This window comes from Streptomyces sp. NPDC001204, assembly GCF_053598035.1.
In genome coordinates this window covers 160,952-175,015 of the sequence record NZ_JBSFJL010000002.1, presented here as the reverse complement: position 1 = coordinate 175,015, position 14,064 = coordinate 160,952, and the positions used below count along the sequence as shown (strand labels likewise).

Here is a 14,064-nt window from a genome sequence, read left to right as displayed (position 1 = left end):
GAGTCCGGCACACCGCCGAAGGCGGCAGACGAACACAGCCCGGACGGCTGGGAGGCCAACCACGCGGTACTCGCCCACCCGCGGGAACACCGAGTCGCCTGGCGACCGTGACCGCCACACGGCCCCCCGCCGGACGGAGTCCGGCACACCGCCGAAGGCGGCAGACGAACACAGCCCGGACGGCTGGGAGGCCAACCACGCGGTACTCGCCCACCCGCGGGAACACCGAGTGGCCCGGCGTGCCTGGAGCGCCGGTCACGGTCGCCGGTGGCCCGGCGGGGCAGAGGAGTTGACGGGTGGGTTGGGGCGGGCTGCGCCCGCCCCCTTGCGTTCGCGGGAGACAATGGAGGGTGGCCCTTTCACAGGGCAATGTCATCCGAACCGTACGAGGAGGTCGAGACATGGCGGAGCCAACGCCGCGTCGTGACGATCCGCGGCTACGCCCCGCGCCCCTGCTCTTCGAGCCGGCCGAGGCGGCCGCCGACCCCGAGCACTTCTTCGACCTGGAGTCGATGGACGATCCGCGGGCGCTGCTCGCGCGGGCGACGGAGCTGACGCTCGCGTTCCGCGCGGCGGCCGACCGGGCGGTGGAGTTCCAGGCGATCGCGGCGGCGCAGCTCGCCGATCCGCGGCGCTTCGACCGGCTGACCCCGGCGGCCATCGCCGAGCGGGCGGACTGGACCGAGGACTACGCCAAGAAGATGGTGGAGTTCGGGCGGGACCTGCTGAGCGGAGCCGAGGGCGGCGTGCACGCCAACCCGGCCGACCCCGTCTGACCCCCCGCGCCTCGCGCTTCCCCCCGGCTCTGGCATATGCCGAGCGCGTAAGATACCCCGACCCGCCCTTCCGCGTCCCGGTTTCCCGCAACCCTGTGGAATCACCCGTTCACAGCGGGTAGATATATCCGCCATGAGCCGCACAGGCAACGAACCCTTCGTCGACCACCTCGACCAGTGGGCAGGCCGCCGCTCCGACGCCTCGGGCGTCACCGCGGACGGCGCCGCCTGGCTGGCCTCGGCGGGCGCGTATCCCCGCAGCACGCTCGCCCTCTGGCGGGAGCGGCCGGACGCACCGCTCGTACTGCCCTGCGGCACCGTCTTCGACATGGTGAACGTGCCCGCGATCTTCGGCCGCCGAATGCTGGACCGGCTGTGGGACGAGGGCCCGGGGTCGGGCCCGGTGGCCGTCCACCGGGGACGGATGCTGCTCTTCGCCGCGCCGGGCACCGCGCACCGGCTGCCCTCACTGCTGGAGTGGGAGGAGTGGGGGTCCCGGGGCCGGGAGGCCGGCCGCAAGGAGGGCATCCCGCCCCTGCTGTGCCACGGCAAGGGCGACGCGGTGACCCTTCCGGCCCTGTCCGACGACACCCTGCCCGCACGGCCGGCCTCCCGCTGGCTCGTCGCTCCGGACACCCGCCACCCCTGGCTGCCGGGCCCGGAGATCATGCTCTGGGCGGCCGTGCGGGCGGCCCGCGCGGCGGTGCGGATATCGATTTTTCCTCCCGGCGACCAGGATGCTAAGGTCTACGACGTCAGCAGGCGCCGCTAGCTCAGTTGGTTAGAGCAGCTGACTCTTAATCAGCGGGTCCGGGGTTCGAGTCCCTGGCGGCGCACGATGACGATGGCGAGACAGGGTCGCGGAGAGCGAACCGGTCTCGCCATCGCTGTTTGTGCGCGACCGGCATCACACCGTGGTGATCTTGACGGTGTACGCGCCGGACGCCGTACGGTTCTCCACCTCCACCCTGACCCCGTCGCCCGGCACGGTGAAGCTCTCCCCCACGTCGATCGGGGCGTCGGCCAGCGCGGGCTGGACCGAGGTCTCCTCGCAGGCATCCGTGTGCGGATGGGCGTCGATCACCTCGACCGGGCCGCCACCGGACTCCGCCCCGCTGCGCACCCGGTACACCAGCACCCCCTGCCGGCACCCGGTCACGTCGTTGCCGACCGACGCCCGCGCCTCGATGGCCAGCACGCTGTCGCTTCCGGTCCGCACCACCACCAGCTTCGTTCCGCTGCCGAGCCCGAACAGCGGCGACCCGGCGGTGGCCGTCACCGACGAACCCGCACCCGCCGGGCCCACCTCCACCGGTTCCAGGGTCAGCCGGGTCGGCCCCCCTCGCACACAGGTCACCTGACGGGGGTCCAGCCACCCGAGCTTCCACTTGTGCCAGGCGAACAGGTCGGGCGAGAGGCCGAACTGGCTGCCCATCAGGTCCCAGTCCCCGACGTAGGTGTCCCAGTCGCCCTTGCCGTCCGCGGGCCGGTGGTACAGGTCGGGCAGGTCGAAGACGTGCCCGGACTCGTGGGCGAGCACCAGCCGGTCCGGCGGGTGCCGTTCGAAGACCGTCACCACCCGCCGGATCTCCTTGCCGTCGGCTCGCAGCGGGGTGTCCAGATTGACGACCTTCGTCGCGTCCGAGTCGACGCCGGGCGCGTCCGGGTCGGCGACGAAGTAGACGACGTCGTAGCGCGAGAAGTCGACCTCGGGGTCGGCCGCGGCGAGCGCGTCGTGCAGATACGCGGCGCGGTCCCGGGCGTTCCAGTCCCGGTGCATGGCGTACGCGGTGGACGGGCGCGGCATCCGGGTCCAGCGCCGCAGCGGGTGGGGGCGCAGGGTGAACCTGCCGTACGACGCCTGTTCGAAGTACCGGCTGGTGGCCGGGAAGTGGTCGGCGGTGAGCTCGGCCGGGGTGGTGCGCGGGGTGGAGTCCGGGAAGGACAGGAACACCAAGACGGCGTTCAGCGTCCCGGTCGGCCGTACGTAGGAGGGGTTCCAGGTGTCCAGTCCCTCCGAGTGGTGGGCGTCCGTGCGTTGCAGGGCGCAGGGTGCGGTGGAGAACGGCTCGGCGATCGAGGGCCCGCCCAGGATCGAGGTGGCGGCGACCGCCGACATGCTGGTGAACACGGCCGCGGTGCTGCGGAGCCTGGGGCGCACCCCGGCCTGGTTCAGCGCTCTGAGGACGTCATGGCCGAGCGCCTTCAGGGGCAGCTGACACGGCACAGGGACCTCCGGGGCGGTTCGCGGGACACCGCACCCAGCCTGTGGGAGTTTGTAGGGGTACGCCCTGTTTGTCTGCACCGGAAGGGTGAGGGAAGCGAGTTCATGACAGGACGGTCCGACGCGGTTCCGGGGGTACGAGATCCCAGGACCGCTCACGGAACGTCACAAGTGGTCGGCCATATAAAGAACCCGTCCAGGCGCGTTCGGAAACGATCCGGACGAACGGCCGGTCGTCGCGCGGGACCGGCGAGCGGCTGGAAGGGGTTCGCCGACGGCCTCTATGATCGACACACTTTCCCTGCACCTTCCTGCGCGGACACGGGCCGGGCCGCCGTCCACCACCCGGTCGGCCACCCGACGAGACCGATATGAAGAACCGAGTGCACTGCGGGAGCGAGCGGTGAGCGGAACGTCCGAAGGGCCGACGCCCGCGGCAGATCCCATCCCACCCATTGTCACAGAGAGTGACGTCGCGAGGCCTCCGGGTACCGACCCGGCCACGGCCGCCGCCGAGCGGACCGTCGCCCCCACCGCGCCCGCGCCCTCCGGCGCCGGTCCCGCCGGGTTCCTCCCCGTCCACGGCCTCACTCCAATGGCGGAACCGGCCCCCGCCGCCCCCCGATTCACCGCCCTGGCCGAATCCGTGCCCGCCGTCATGGACCTGCTCGGGTCGGACCTGCTCGGGTCCGCACCACCACCGGCCTGCACCACCCCGGTACCCGCCCGGGAATCAGCCCCGGAACCCGTCCCGGAACCGGCATCCGAATCCGCCCTGGAACCGGCCCCTCGACCCGTCCTGGAACCGGCCCCGGACTCCACCCCGGACGCCCTCCTGAACGCCGCCCCGAACACCGCCCCGATCCCCGCCCTGAACGCCGCCCCGAACACCGCCCTGAACGCCGCTCCGAACACCGCACCCGCCCCCGGCCCGGACACCGGCGCCGAGCGCCCCTTCCGGTCCGCGTTCTCCGCGGCGCCGCTGGCGATGGCCGTCGTCGACCACGAGGGCCTGGTCGTCAGCGCCAACGAGACCTTCGGCGCGCTCCTCGGCGCAGGCCCCGACGAGCTGGCCGGTCAGCCCGCCGCCGATCTGGTGGACCTGGTCTCCGACGCCCGCACCCGGCACGCCTACGGCGAGGTGCTGCGCGGCCGGCAGGCCCGGCTGCGCTGCGCCCGCCGGCTCAAGCACCCCGACGGCCACCGGCTGTGGGTCCAGGTCACGGTCGCGCCCCTGACCCCCGGCTCCCCCGGCGTGCTGCTGTCCGTGGCCGACATCAGCGCCCGGCGCGAACTCCAGGCCCGGCTGCGGCACTTGAAGAACCACGACCCGGTTACCCGGCTGCCCAACCGCACCCTGTTCTTCGAGCGCCTGTCGGCCGCGCTGGAGACGGAGTCGTACGAGCGCGGCGGAAGCGGCCGGGTCGGCCTGTGCTACCTGGACCTCGACGGCTTCAAGGCGGTCAACGACACCCTCGGCCACCGCGTCGGCGACCGGCTGCTCGCCGCGGTGGCCGAACGGCTGACCCGGTGCGCCGACGAGGCCGGCCACGGCCGGACGAGCACACCGCTGGTGGCCAGGCTGGGCGGCGACGAGTTCGCGCTGCTCGTCGAGGACTCGACCGGCACCGAGCAGCTCGCGGAGCTGGCCGAGTCGGTGCTCTCGGCCCTCCAGGAACCCTTCGAGGTCTCCGGCCGGCTGCTGTCGGTGTCGGCGTCCATCGGCGTGGTCGAGCGGCACGCGGCCGGATCGTCGGCCACCGCGCTGATGCAGGCCGCCGACACGACGCTGTACTGGGCGAAGGCGGACGGCAAGGCCCGCTGGACGCTGTTCGACCCCGAGCGCAACGCGCACCGCATGACCCGTCAGGCCCTGGTCTCCACGCTGCGCGCGGCCGTCGAACGCGGCGAGTTCGCCCTGGAGTACCAGCCGCTGGTCGGCATGGAGGACGGGCGGCTGCGCGGGGTCGAGGCCCTCGTCCGCTGGCGGCACCCCGAGTTCGGCACGCTGACGCCGAATCGGTTCATCGCGCTGGCGGAGGAGGACGGCTCGATCGTGCCGCTGGGCCGCTGGATCCTGGCCACCGCCTGCCACCAGGCCCGCCGCTGGCAGCTGGACCACCCGGACGAGCCGCCGATCTTCGTCAGCGTCAATGTGGCCGTCCGGCAGGTGTGGGACTCCGACCTGGTCGCGGACGTGGCCGAGGTGCTCGCCCGGACCGGGCTGGCGCCGCACCTGCTCCAGCTGGAGCTGACCGAGTCGGCCGTGATGGGCTCGGCCGGGCGGCCGCTCGAGGCCCTGCGGTCCCTGAACGACATGGGCGTGCACATCGCCATCGACGACTTCGGCACCGGATACTCCAACCTCGCCTACCTGAGCCGTCTGCCGGTGTCGGCGCTGAAGCTGGACGGCTCCTTCGTACGGGGGTTCCAGCACGAGGAGCCGGAGGGCGCGGCGAGCCGGCCGAGCCCCGCGGACGAGGTCATCGTGGAGGCGATGATCCAGCTCGCCCACCGGCTGGGGCTGACCGTCACCGCCGAGTGCGTGGAGACGTCCGACCAGGCGAGCAGGCTGCGCCGGATCGGCTGCGACACCGGACAGGGGTGGCTGTACTCCCGGCCGGTGTCGCCCGACCGCATCTCCGAGCTGCTGGACGGCCGCGTCTGAAGCCGGAGCCGGGCCGTTCAGTCGCCGGACAGCGACCGGACGTCCGTCGGCAAGTCGTAGGCGTCCGCGATGAGTTCGTAGCTGCGCAGGCGTACGGCACCGCTGTGCGCGTTGCTCGTGATCATCAACTCGTCGGCGCCGGTGCGCTTTTGCAGATCGTCGAGGCCGGAGCGGACCTCGTCGGGGGTGCCATGGACGACGTTGGCGTTCCAGGAGTCGACGAACTCCTGTTCCATCGCGCTGAATTCGTACGCCTCCGCCTCCTCCGGGGTGGGCACGAGGCCGGGGCGGCCGGTGCGCAGCCGGACCATGTTCAGGGCGGCGGCCAGCACCTGGCGGCGCGCCTCGCGCTCCTCCTCGGTGGCGAGGGCCGCGACGCCGATGAGGGCGTACGGGGCGTCCAGCACCACGCTCGGGCGGAAGGAATCGCGGTAGAGGTCGAGGGCCGGGACGGTGTTCTGCGCGGAGAAGTGGTGGGCGAAGGCGAACGGCAGGCCGAGCGTGCCGGCCAGGCGGGCGCTGAAGCCGGAGGAGCCGAGCAGCCAGACCGGCGGGCGGTGCCGGGACTGCACGCCACCCGGGGAGGTCGCCTGGACCGGGCCGGGCACGGCGTGGATGCGGCGGTAGGGGTGGCCGTCGGGGAAGTCGTCGTCGAGGAAGCGGATCAGCTCGGCGAGCTGCTGGGGGAAGTCGTCGGCGCCCCGGTCGAGGTGGTCGGTGCGGCGCAGGGCGGCGGCGGTGGCGCCGTCCGTGCCGGGGGCGCGGCCGAGACCCAGGTCGACACGGCCGGGTGCCAGGGCCTCCAGGGTGCCGAACTGCTCCGCGATGACCAGCGGGGCGTGGTTGGGCAGCATGACGCCGCCGGAGCCGAGGCGGATCCGGTCGGTGTGGGCGGCGAGGTGGGCGAGGATCACGGCCGGTGAGGAGGACGCGACGCCCGGCATCGAGTGGTGCTCGGCGACCCAGTAGCGGTGGTAGCCGCGGGACTCCGCGGTCCTCGACAGGGCGGCGCTGGTGCGCAGCGCCTCGGTGGCGGTGTGCCCCGCGCCCACGGTCACCAGGTCCAGTACGGACAGGGGTACCGGGGCGGTCCCGAGTGCCGTGCCCCTGATCTCGTCTCCCGCCACGGGTGCCTCCAGCTGGTTGACCGTTCACTTTCCTGACCGGCGTCAACAGGGCACCGCTGCCGTTTGTTCCTTTCCCGCCCCCGCCCGTCCCGCTTGCAGGAGAGGAGCCGCCGCGGGGGCTCCGCCCCGGCCCCCGGGGGAGGGGGACGGGGTCCGGGGCGGAAGGCCCCGGCCGCGACGGCTCGTCTCAGCCCGCGTTCACGCCGCGAGCGCGTGGCCCGGGTGCAGGACCACCTTCGTGTAGCCCTCGATCCGCTTGTCGAACTTCTCGTACGCCTGGGGCGCCTGGTCCAGCGGCAGCTCGTGGGAGACCACGAAGCTGGGCTTGGCGCGCCCGGCGATGATCAGATCGCGCAGCTGCCGGTTGTACTGCTTCACGTTGCACTGGCCGGTGCCCATCTGCTGGCCCTTCTCGAACATCTTGCCGATGGAGACCAGCAGCTGGCCGTGCTTGGCGTGCTCGTCGGGTCCGCCCGGGTCGGAGGGCACGTACAGTCCCGGTATGCCGAGCAGGCCGGTGGGCCGTACCGTCTCGACGAGCGTGTTGAGGACGACGGCGGGCTCCTCGTGGCTGACGTCCTTGTGCGACTGGGCCTGGTAGCCGACGGCGTCCACACCCTTGTCGGTGCCCTCGCCGTTGGTCATCTCCATGATCTGTTCGGCCGGGTCGCCCTTGGTGAAGTCGATGGGGATGGCCCCGATCTCCTCCGCCTTGGCGAGCCGCTCGGGCACCCGGTCGACCGTGAACACCTTCGACGCGCCGCGCAGCAGCGCCGAGTAGGCGGCCATCAGGCCCACCGGTCCGGCGCCGAAGACGGCGACGGACTCACCGGGCGACACCTTGGCGAGTTCGCAGCCGTGGTAGCCGGTCGGGAAGATGTCGGCGAGCAGCACGAAGTCGGTCTCGAACTCGTCGCCCGGTGGCAGCTTCAGACAGTTGAAGTCGGCGAACGGCACCCTCAGCCGCTCGGCCTGACCACCGGTGTAGGGGCCCATCGCCACGTATCCGTAGGCGCCTCCCGCGAAGCCGGGGTTCACCGTCAGACAGAACCCGGTCTTCCCGGCGAGACAGTTCTTGCAGAACCCGCAGGCCACGTTGAACGGCATCACGACCCGGTCGCCCTGGGACAGCGACGTCACGCCGTCGCCGATCTCCTCGACGACGCCGAGGTTCTCGTGGCCGAAGACGATTCCCGCCTTGGCGGCCGTGCGGCCCTCGTACATGTGCAGGTCGGACCCGCAGATCGCGGTGGACGTGACCCGTACGATCACATCGTTCGGGTGCTGGATCCGGGGATCGTCGACGTCCCTCACCGTGACGTTGAAGGGCTTTTCGTAGACGACGGCTTTCACCTGGGTCACCTCCGCGTCGAACTCTGGACGACGGCGGCGACCACGGGCCGTTGCCGGGGGACACCAACCAGGGGATGACACAGGAAGGCGGGGGCGTCGGTCGTCCCGGGCCCCGGGCGTTCTCGCTGCACCGCCGGACACTTCCAGCGTCCGCCCGCGCGATGGGGACCGCAACCGCGCCGGTGTGTCACACCTGGACGATCGGCTCCCGCGTGAACAGCGCGCCCAGAGAGGGCGCGTTGACCCGGCGGTCGGTGAGCCGCAGCGCCTCCCAGACGGTCACCTGGTTCGCCGTGAGGACGGGCTTGCCGAGGTGCTTCTCCAGGGCGGGCAGGTGGGACGCCGTGTGCAGGGCGGTGTCGGGCAGCAGGACCGCGTCCGCCTCGGGAACGTCCGCCTCCCGCGCCAGGGCCAGGATCTCCGCCTCGCCCCAGGTGCCCACCTCGGCCGCGGTGATGATCCCGGCGCTGCGGGCGGCGGCCACCTCCACCTTCCCGGCGCGCAGGAAGTCCGTGAACAGGCCGGTGACGTCCTTCGGGTAGGTCGCGGCGACCGCGACCCGGTGGGCGCCGATCTCGGCCGCCGCGTGCACGAAGGCGAAGGAGGTGGAGGAGGCCGGCATGCCCGCCGTCCGGGCCAGCGCGCGGACCTGCTCGTGCGCGCCCTGCCAGCCGCGTACGAAGCTGCCGCTGGTGCACGCCCACACCACCGCCTCCACGCCGGACAGCCGCAGCCCCTCCACGCCCTGTGCGAGCCGCTCGGGCGAGCCCATCTCGTACAGCGCGTCCGCCCGGTGCGCGTCCTCGCCGATGTCGGTGTGGACCAGGTCCACCCGGATGTCGCTGCCCAGGAGCTGCTCGATGCGCGGATAGTCGTCCTCTGCGGAGTGGCCCGGGTAGAGGAATCCGAGTGCGGTCATGGCCTGCCTTCCTGCTGTTCGTCGGACAGTACGGGCCAGGCGCCGCCGTCACCGTGCCGCGGCCTGGGCGGCGCGGGAGGCACACCGGCCGGCAGCGCCTGGTAGGACCCCACCGCTCGGGTACCCAGCCGGCGCAGCGCAGCCCACATCGTGACCTGGTTGGCTGATATCACCGGTATGCGCAGTTCGGCCTCCAGCTGCGGGATCACGTCGTAGGTCGGCAGGTTCGTGCAGGACAGGAACAGTGCCTGCGGGTGGTTGCGGCGCGCGGCCCGGCGGGCCATGTCGACCACTCCGCGGTACGGCACCTTCCAGATGTGCCGGGTCAGCCCCATGTACGCGCACCCGGTGACGGTGACGCCGGCCTCGGCCAGGTAGTCCTGGAGCGAGCGCGTCAAGGACACCGTGTACGGGGTCACCAGTGCCACCCGCCGGGTGCCGAGCTCCGCGAGCGCCTCCAGCAGTGCCCCGGACGTGGTCACCGCCGCCACCGCGCCCGCCCGGGTCATCGCCGCGCACATCGCGCGCTCGCCGGCGATCCCGCCGACGAAGCTGCCCGAGGCGCAGGCGTAGGCGACGACCTCGGGCGCGACGGCGGTCAGGGTGCGCACCGCGGCGTCGAGCGTCTGGTGCTCGCTGACCAGCCGCGCCAGGTCCAGGCTCACCTCCACCGGCACGAACGGCGTCCGGGTCAGGTGCAGCGAGACCTCGTCCGGCACCCACCGCCACAGCTCGCGGTCCAGAGCGAAGTCGAAGGGGGCGACGACCCCGACTCCGCGCTGCGGGCACGGGCCGCCGAGGAAGGAGATCCCCATGCCGTTCATGTCGTTCGTGGCGTCCATGGCAGACACCTGCCTCACGTGAGGGAGACGGAAGGGCGGCGCTGACGGCAGGTGAACGACACGGTGGGGCAGCAGAGAGCAACCGTCCGTACGGGCGCCCGTGTTGACGAAGGTAGGTTCGGGTGCGAGCGTGGTCAATCCGTGCACGTCAGACGGCCGCCCCTTACGAGAAACGGCTCGCCATGAGTGTCCCCGTCCTGCTCGTCCTGGACGCCGATCCGCCGCCGCGTCTGGGCCGGCTCACCGGCCGCGCCCGGATCGTGCGCACGGACGCGGCCGGGCTGGCCGCGCGGCTTCCCGAGGCGGACGTGCTGCTCGTGTGGGACTTCACCTCCACCGCGGTGCGGGAGGCCTGGCCGGGCGAGGGGCCGCGGCCCCGCTGGGTGCACACGGCGAGCGCGGGCGTGGACCATCTGATGTGCCCCGAGATCGCGGCGTCCGGCACGGTGGTGACCAATGCGCGGGGCGTGTTCGACGAACCGATCGCCGAGTACGTCGCCGCGCTCGTCCTCGCCCTGGCCAAGGACCTGCCGCGGACCCTGGACTTCCAGCGCGAGGGACGGTGGCGGCACCGCGAGTCGCAGCGGGTGGCCGGTACGCGCGCGTGTGTCGTGGGCTCCGGGCCGATCGGCCGGGCGGTCGCCCGCACGCTCGGCGCGCTGGGCGTGCGGGCGGCGGTCGTCGGCCGCGCCGCGCGCGCCGGAGTGCACGGCCCGGAGGACCTGGACCGGCTCGTCGCCCGCGCCGACTGGGTGATCGCGGCGGCCCCGCTGACCGAGGAGACCCGCGGCATGTTCGACGCCCGCCGGTTCGGCCTCATGCAGCCCTCGGCGCGCTTCGTCAACGTCGGCCGGGGGCAGCTCGTCGACGAGGAGGCGCTCGTCCGGGCACTCAGGGACCGCTGGATCGCGGGCGCCGCCCTGGACGTCTTCCAGGACGAACCCCTCACCCCCGACAGCCCGTTGTGGCGGGTGCCGGGCCTGGTCGTGTCCCCGCACATGAGCGGTGACACGGTCGGCTGGCGGGACGAACTGGCGGCCCAGTTCGTCGATCTGTACGGCCGCTGGGAGGCGGGCGAGCCGCTGCCGAACGTCGTCGACAAACGGCGCGGATACGTACCGGGACACTGACCCCTGTCTGGAGGCGCGATGACCGAGCTCACCGAGCTGACCGCGGGAGAACTGCTCGACGGCTACCGCAAGGGCGAGTTCAGCCCCGTGGAGGCCACCCGGGCGGCCCTGGAACGGGCCGAGCGGATCCAGCCGGAGGTGAACGCGTTCGTCCGGATCACCGCCGAGGACGCCCTGGCGCGGGCCCGGGAGTCGGAGGACCGGTGGCGGCGCGGTAGGCCGTCGGGGCTGCTGGACGGGGTGCCGGTCACCGTCAAGGACATCCTGCTGCTGCGCGGGCATCCGACTCTGCGCGGTTCCAGGACCGTGGCGGAGGAGGGCCGTTGGGACGAGGACGCCCCCTCGGTGGCCCGGCTGCGCGAGCACGGCGCGGTCTTCCTCGGCAAGACCACGACCCCCGAGTTCGGCTGGAAGGGCGTCACGGACTCCCCGCTGACCGGCGTCACCCGCAACCCCCGCGACCCGGCCCGCACGGCCGGCGGGTCCAGCGGCGGCAGCGCGGCGGCCGTGGCGCTCGGCGCGGGCCCGCTGTCGCTGGGCACGGACGGCGGCGGCAGTGTGCGCATCCCGGCCGCGATGTGCGGGATCTTCGGCCTGAAGCCGACGTACGGCCGGGTCCCGCTGTACCCGCCCAGCGCCTTCGGCACGCTGTCGCACGTGGGTCCGATGGCCCGGGACGCGGCGGACGCGGCGCTGCTGCTCGACGTGATCGGTGTGCCCGACGCGCGGGACTGGTCGGCGCTCGGCCCGCCCCCGGGATCGTTCACGGAGGCACTGGCCGGCGGGGTACGGGGGCTGCGGGTCGCCTACTCGCCGTCCCTGGGCGGCCAGGTGCCGGTGCGCCCGGCGGTCGCCAGGGCGGTGCGCCGGGCGGTGGCGGGGCTGGCGGACCTCGGCGCGTACGTCACCGAGAGCGACCCCGGCTTCGCCGACCCGGTGGGGGCCTTCCACACCCTGTGGTTCAGCGGCGCCGCCCGTGTCGTCCAGCGTCTGGGGCCCCACCGGCGGGAGTTGCTCGACCCGGGGCTGCGGGAGATCTGCGCGGCCGGCGCCCGGCTGTCGGCGCTGGACTACCTGGCCGCCGTGGACGTCCGCATGGAACTCGGCCGTGTCATGGGCCACTTCCACCAGAGCTACGACCTGCTGGTCACGCCGACCCTGCCGATCACGGCGTTCGAGGCGGACGCTGAGGTGCCGAAGGGTTCGGGGCACCGGCGCTGGACCGGGTGGACGCCGTTCACGTACCCGTTCAACATGACCCAGCAGCCGGCGGCGTCCGTGCCCGTGGGCAGGGACGAGGACGGTCTGCCGGTCGGCCTCCAGATCGTGGCCGCGCGGCACCGCGACGACCTGGTGCTGCGGGCGGCCCACGCCCTGTACGACGCGGGGGTGGCGACCCGGCTCACGCCCGCCGGAAGCTGAGGGTCTCGCCCGCCGCGCCGGAGCGCCAGAGGTCGTTGCAGGCCTGGGCCATGGCGTCCAGGCCCTCGGTGACCCGGCCCCAGACGATGCCGGGCACCCAGCCGACGTCCCCGTTGAGCAGGAGGTTGTTGCGCTCGTAGAACAGGGCGAGGTCCACGACCGTCGGCCCGGCGGCGGGCACGCGGTCGTAGCCGTAGGCCTGCGTGCCCAGTTCGGTGCCGGCGAACGAGAAGTAGCACAGATCGCCCGGGATCGGAGTGACCGTCGGATTCTCCAGCGGTGGCTCCGCCCGGGCGAACGGCGCGAAGAGCGCGTAGATCTCGTTGCGCGCGTACTTCGCGTGGTAGACGTCCCCGCTCAGCGGGAGCGCGTCCCAGACCGCGGCGCAGGTGCGCGGTGCCCGGTCGTCCAGCAGCCGTGCCGTGCAGCGGATTCCGCGCTTCTCCAGCGCGACTTCGACGTGGCGTTCCGCCATGGCGCCTCCTCGCAGCTTCTGAGGGGCCGTCTGCCCGAAGGCGCGGGAGTTCACACCCGCCCCGCACCCGCGCGGCCGGACACGGAACGGTATCCCCCCGGACACCGTTGGATCACATCCCCGAGTCCACTCGCATAGACCACGGAGAGCGGGCAGGTGCCACCACTGTCTGCGAAGGGCCCGAGCCGACGAGGCCCTCCTGGAGGGTGAGTGTCCATGTCCGAGTTCCCGAACCTGTCCCGCCGGGGCTTTCTGACCAGGACGGCGGCCGTGGGCGGCATGCTCACCGTCCCCGGGCTGCTGGCCGCGTGCAGCAAGACGGACGGCGGCGACGGCAAGGGCTCGAAGCTGGAACAGCTGAGGAAGCAGGGCTATGTGAAGGTGGCCTACGCCAACGAGGCCCCGTACGGCTTCGAGGAGGGCGGGCAGCTCAAGGGCGAGGCGCCGACGCTGCACAGAGAGATCTTCAAGGCCCTGGGAGTGGACGAGCTGAAGCCGACTTTCTCCGAGTGGGACGGTCTGATCCCCGGGCTCCAGGCCGGCAAGTACGACGTGATCAGCGCGGGCATGGCCATCATCCCGGAGCGCTGCCGAAAGGCCCTGTTCTCCGAGCCCGAGTTCGTCTCGCCCACCGCGATGATGGTGAAGAAGGGCAACCCGAAGAACCTGACCGACCTCGCCTCCGCCAAGTCGGCCGGGGCGACCATCGGCGTGATGTCGGGCGCGGTGGAGAAGGGCTACGTCACCGCCGCCGGGATCTCCGAGAGCGGCATACGGACGCTGCAGAAGCCGCAGGACGGCGCGGACGCGGTCGTGCAGGGCAGGATCGACGCCTTCGTGCTGACGGGCATCTCGCTGCGCTGGCTGGCCAGGACCAACCCGAAGGTGGAGGTCACCGACTCGTTCGTACCGGTGGTCGACGGTGTGAAGCAGTACAGCCCGGGCGGCGCCGTCTTCCGCAAGGGCAGCGAGGAGCTCCGGGACGCCTTCGACGAGCAGCTGAAGAAGATCACCTCGGATCCTGACCGGTATGTGCGGCTCGTCGGGGAGTACGGGTTCGGCAAGGACACGATCCCGCCGGCGGGCCTGAAGACCGCCGACCTGTGCAAGGGCTGACGGGGACGCCTG

General features: G+C 72.6%; 12 protein-coding genes and 1 tRNA gene. 7 read left to right on the top strand and 6 right to left on the bottom strand.

Annotation, left to right across the window (positions count from 1 at the left end; translation table 11 throughout):
• Nucleotides 1-401: 401 nt before the first annotated feature.
• The 3 genes from ACWC91_RS03740 to ACWC91_RS03730 all read left to right on the top strand — a co-directional run bounded on the left by ACWC91_RS03740 (nucleotide 402) and on the right by ACWC91_RS03730 (nucleotide 1,612).
• Nucleotides 402-776, top strand: a complete 375-nt coding sequence (locus tag ACWC91_RS03740) for a hypothetical protein (RefSeq protein WP_225078542.1) — start codon at nucleotides 402-404, stop codon at nucleotides 774-776.
• 133 nt (nucleotides 777-909) lie between these two features.
• Nucleotides 910-1,548: a bifunctional DNA primase/polymerase gene (locus tag ACWC91_RS03735; protein ID WP_225078543.1), complete on the top strand. Its 639-nt coding sequence runs from the start codon at nucleotides 910-912 to the stop codon at nucleotides 1,546-1,548.
• Nucleotides 1,539-1,612: transfer RNA gene (locus ACWC91_RS03730), tRNA-Lys, on the top strand. The genes ACWC91_RS03735 and ACWC91_RS03730 overlap by 10 nt, the downstream gene beginning before the upstream one ends.
• 71 nt (nucleotides 1,613-1,683) lie before the next feature.
• Here ACWC91_RS03730 and ACWC91_RS03725 read toward each other — a convergent pair.
• The gene (locus ACWC91_RS03725; protein ID WP_376503753.1) at nucleotides 1,684-3,003 is read right to left on the bottom strand and encodes a M6 family metalloprotease domain-containing protein; all 1,320 of its coding nucleotides are present in this window, start codon (nucleotides 3,001-3,003) and stop codon (nucleotides 1,684-1,686) included.
• A gap of 592 nt (nucleotides 3,004-3,595) precedes the next feature.
• On the opposite strand from ACWC91_RS03725, the gene ACWC91_RS03720 reads away from it, so the two are divergent.
• Nucleotides 3,596-5,668, top strand: coding sequence for an EAL domain-containing protein (locus tag ACWC91_RS03720; protein WP_450643666.1), 2,073 nt, complete (start codon nucleotides 3,596-3,598; stop codon nucleotides 5,666-5,668).
• A gap of 17 nt (nucleotides 5,669-5,685) precedes the next feature.
• Here ACWC91_RS03720 and ACWC91_RS03715 read toward each other — a convergent pair whose 3' ends face one another.
• The 4 genes from ACWC91_RS03715 to ACWC91_RS03700 all read right to left on the bottom strand — a co-directional run bounded on the left by ACWC91_RS03715 (nucleotide 5,686) and on the right by ACWC91_RS03700 (nucleotide 9,882).
• Nucleotides 5,686-6,795, bottom strand: a complete 1,110-nt coding sequence (locus tag ACWC91_RS03715) for an LLM class flavin-dependent oxidoreductase (protein WP_450643667.1) — start codon at nucleotides 6,793-6,795, stop codon at nucleotides 5,686-5,688.
• A gap of 198 nt (nucleotides 6,796-6,993) precedes the next feature.
• Nucleotides 6,994-8,148 carry a glutathione-independent formaldehyde dehydrogenase gene (locus tag ACWC91_RS03710; protein WP_141366611.1) on the bottom strand — a complete coding sequence of 385 codons (1,155 nt, stop codon included), beginning with the start codon at nucleotides 8,146-8,148 and terminating at the stop codon, nucleotides 6,994-6,996.
• 187 nt (nucleotides 8,149-8,335) lie between these two features.
• Complete coding sequence (locus ACWC91_RS03705) at nucleotides 8,336-9,067, bottom strand: maleate cis-trans isomerase family protein (protein WP_225078547.1); 732 nt, start codon at nucleotides 9,065-9,067, stop codon at nucleotides 8,336-8,338.
• Nucleotides 9,064-9,882 carry a maleate cis-trans isomerase family protein gene (locus ACWC91_RS03700; protein WP_450643669.1) on the bottom strand — a complete coding sequence of 273 codons (819 nt, stop codon included), beginning with the start codon at nucleotides 9,880-9,882 and terminating at the stop codon, nucleotides 9,064-9,066. The genes ACWC91_RS03705 and ACWC91_RS03700 overlap by 4 nt, the downstream gene beginning before the upstream one ends.
• A 209-nt stretch (nucleotides 9,883-10,091) precedes the next feature.
• Here ACWC91_RS03700 and ACWC91_RS03695 point away from each other — a divergent pair, with 209 nt between their 5' ends.
• Both ACWC91_RS03695 and ACWC91_RS03690 read left to right on the top strand, forming a co-directional pair.
• Nucleotides 10,092-11,039, top strand: a complete 948-nt coding sequence (locus ACWC91_RS03695) for a D-2-hydroxyacid dehydrogenase (RefSeq protein ID WP_225078548.1) — start codon at nucleotides 10,092-10,094, stop codon at nucleotides 11,037-11,039.
• A gap of 18 nt (nucleotides 11,040-11,057) precedes the next feature.
• Nucleotides 11,058-12,461: an amidase gene (locus ACWC91_RS03690; RefSeq protein ID WP_450643668.1), complete on the top strand. Its 1,404-nt coding sequence runs from the start codon at nucleotides 11,058-11,060 to the stop codon at nucleotides 12,459-12,461.
• Here the strand turns inward: ACWC91_RS03690 and ACWC91_RS03685 are convergent.
• Nucleotides 12,442-12,936: a DUF3830 family protein gene (locus ACWC91_RS03685; protein ID WP_225078550.1), complete on the bottom strand. Its 495-nt coding sequence runs from the start codon at nucleotides 12,934-12,936 to the stop codon at nucleotides 12,442-12,444. The two genes, ACWC91_RS03690 and ACWC91_RS03685, sit on opposite strands and share 20 nt — an antisense overlap.
• 216 nt (nucleotides 12,937-13,152) lie before the next feature.
• Between ACWC91_RS03685 and ehuB the strand changes: the two genes are divergently transcribed.
• Nucleotides 13,153-14,052, top strand: coding sequence for an ectoine/hydroxyectoine ABC transporter substrate-binding protein EhuB (gene ehuB / locus ACWC91_RS03680; protein ID WP_225078551.1), 900 nt, complete (start codon nucleotides 13,153-13,155; stop codon nucleotides 14,050-14,052).
• Nucleotides 14,053-14,064: the final 12 nt, after the last annotated feature.

Coding starts and splice junctions, on each gene's coding strand:
- ACWC91_RS03740 (WP_225078542.1), top strand. CDS start 402: ATGGCGGAGCCAACGCCGCGTCGTGACGATCCGCGGCTACGCCCCGCG.
- ACWC91_RS03735 (WP_225078543.1), top strand. CDS start 910: ATGAGCCGCACAGGCAACGAACCCTTCGTCGACCACCTCGACCAGTGG.
- ACWC91_RS03720 (WP_450643666.1), top strand. CDS start 3,596: ATGGCGGAACCGGCCCCCGCCGCCCCCCGATTCACCGCCCTGGCCGAA.
- ACWC91_RS03705 (WP_225078547.1), bottom strand. CDS start 9,067: ATGACCGCACTCGGATTCCTCTACCCGGGCCACTCCGCAGAGGACGAC.
- ACWC91_RS03700 (WP_450643669.1), bottom strand. CDS start 9,882: ATGGGGATCTCCTTCCTCGGCGGCCCGTGCCCGCAGCGCGGAGTCGGG.
- ACWC91_RS03695 (WP_225078548.1), top strand. CDS start 10,092: ATGAGTGTCCCCGTCCTGCTCGTCCTGGACGCCGATCCGCCGCCGCGT.
- ACWC91_RS03690 (WP_450643668.1), top strand. CDS start 11,058: ATGACCGAGCTCACCGAGCTGACCGCGGGAGAACTGCTCGACGGCTAC.
- ACWC91_RS03685 (WP_225078550.1), bottom strand. CDS start 12,936: ATGGCGGAACGCCACGTCGAAGTCGCGCTGGAGAAGCGCGGAATCCGC.
- ehuB (WP_225078551.1), top strand. CDS start 13,153: ATGTCCGAGTTCCCGAACCTGTCCCGCCGGGGCTTTCTGACCAGGACG.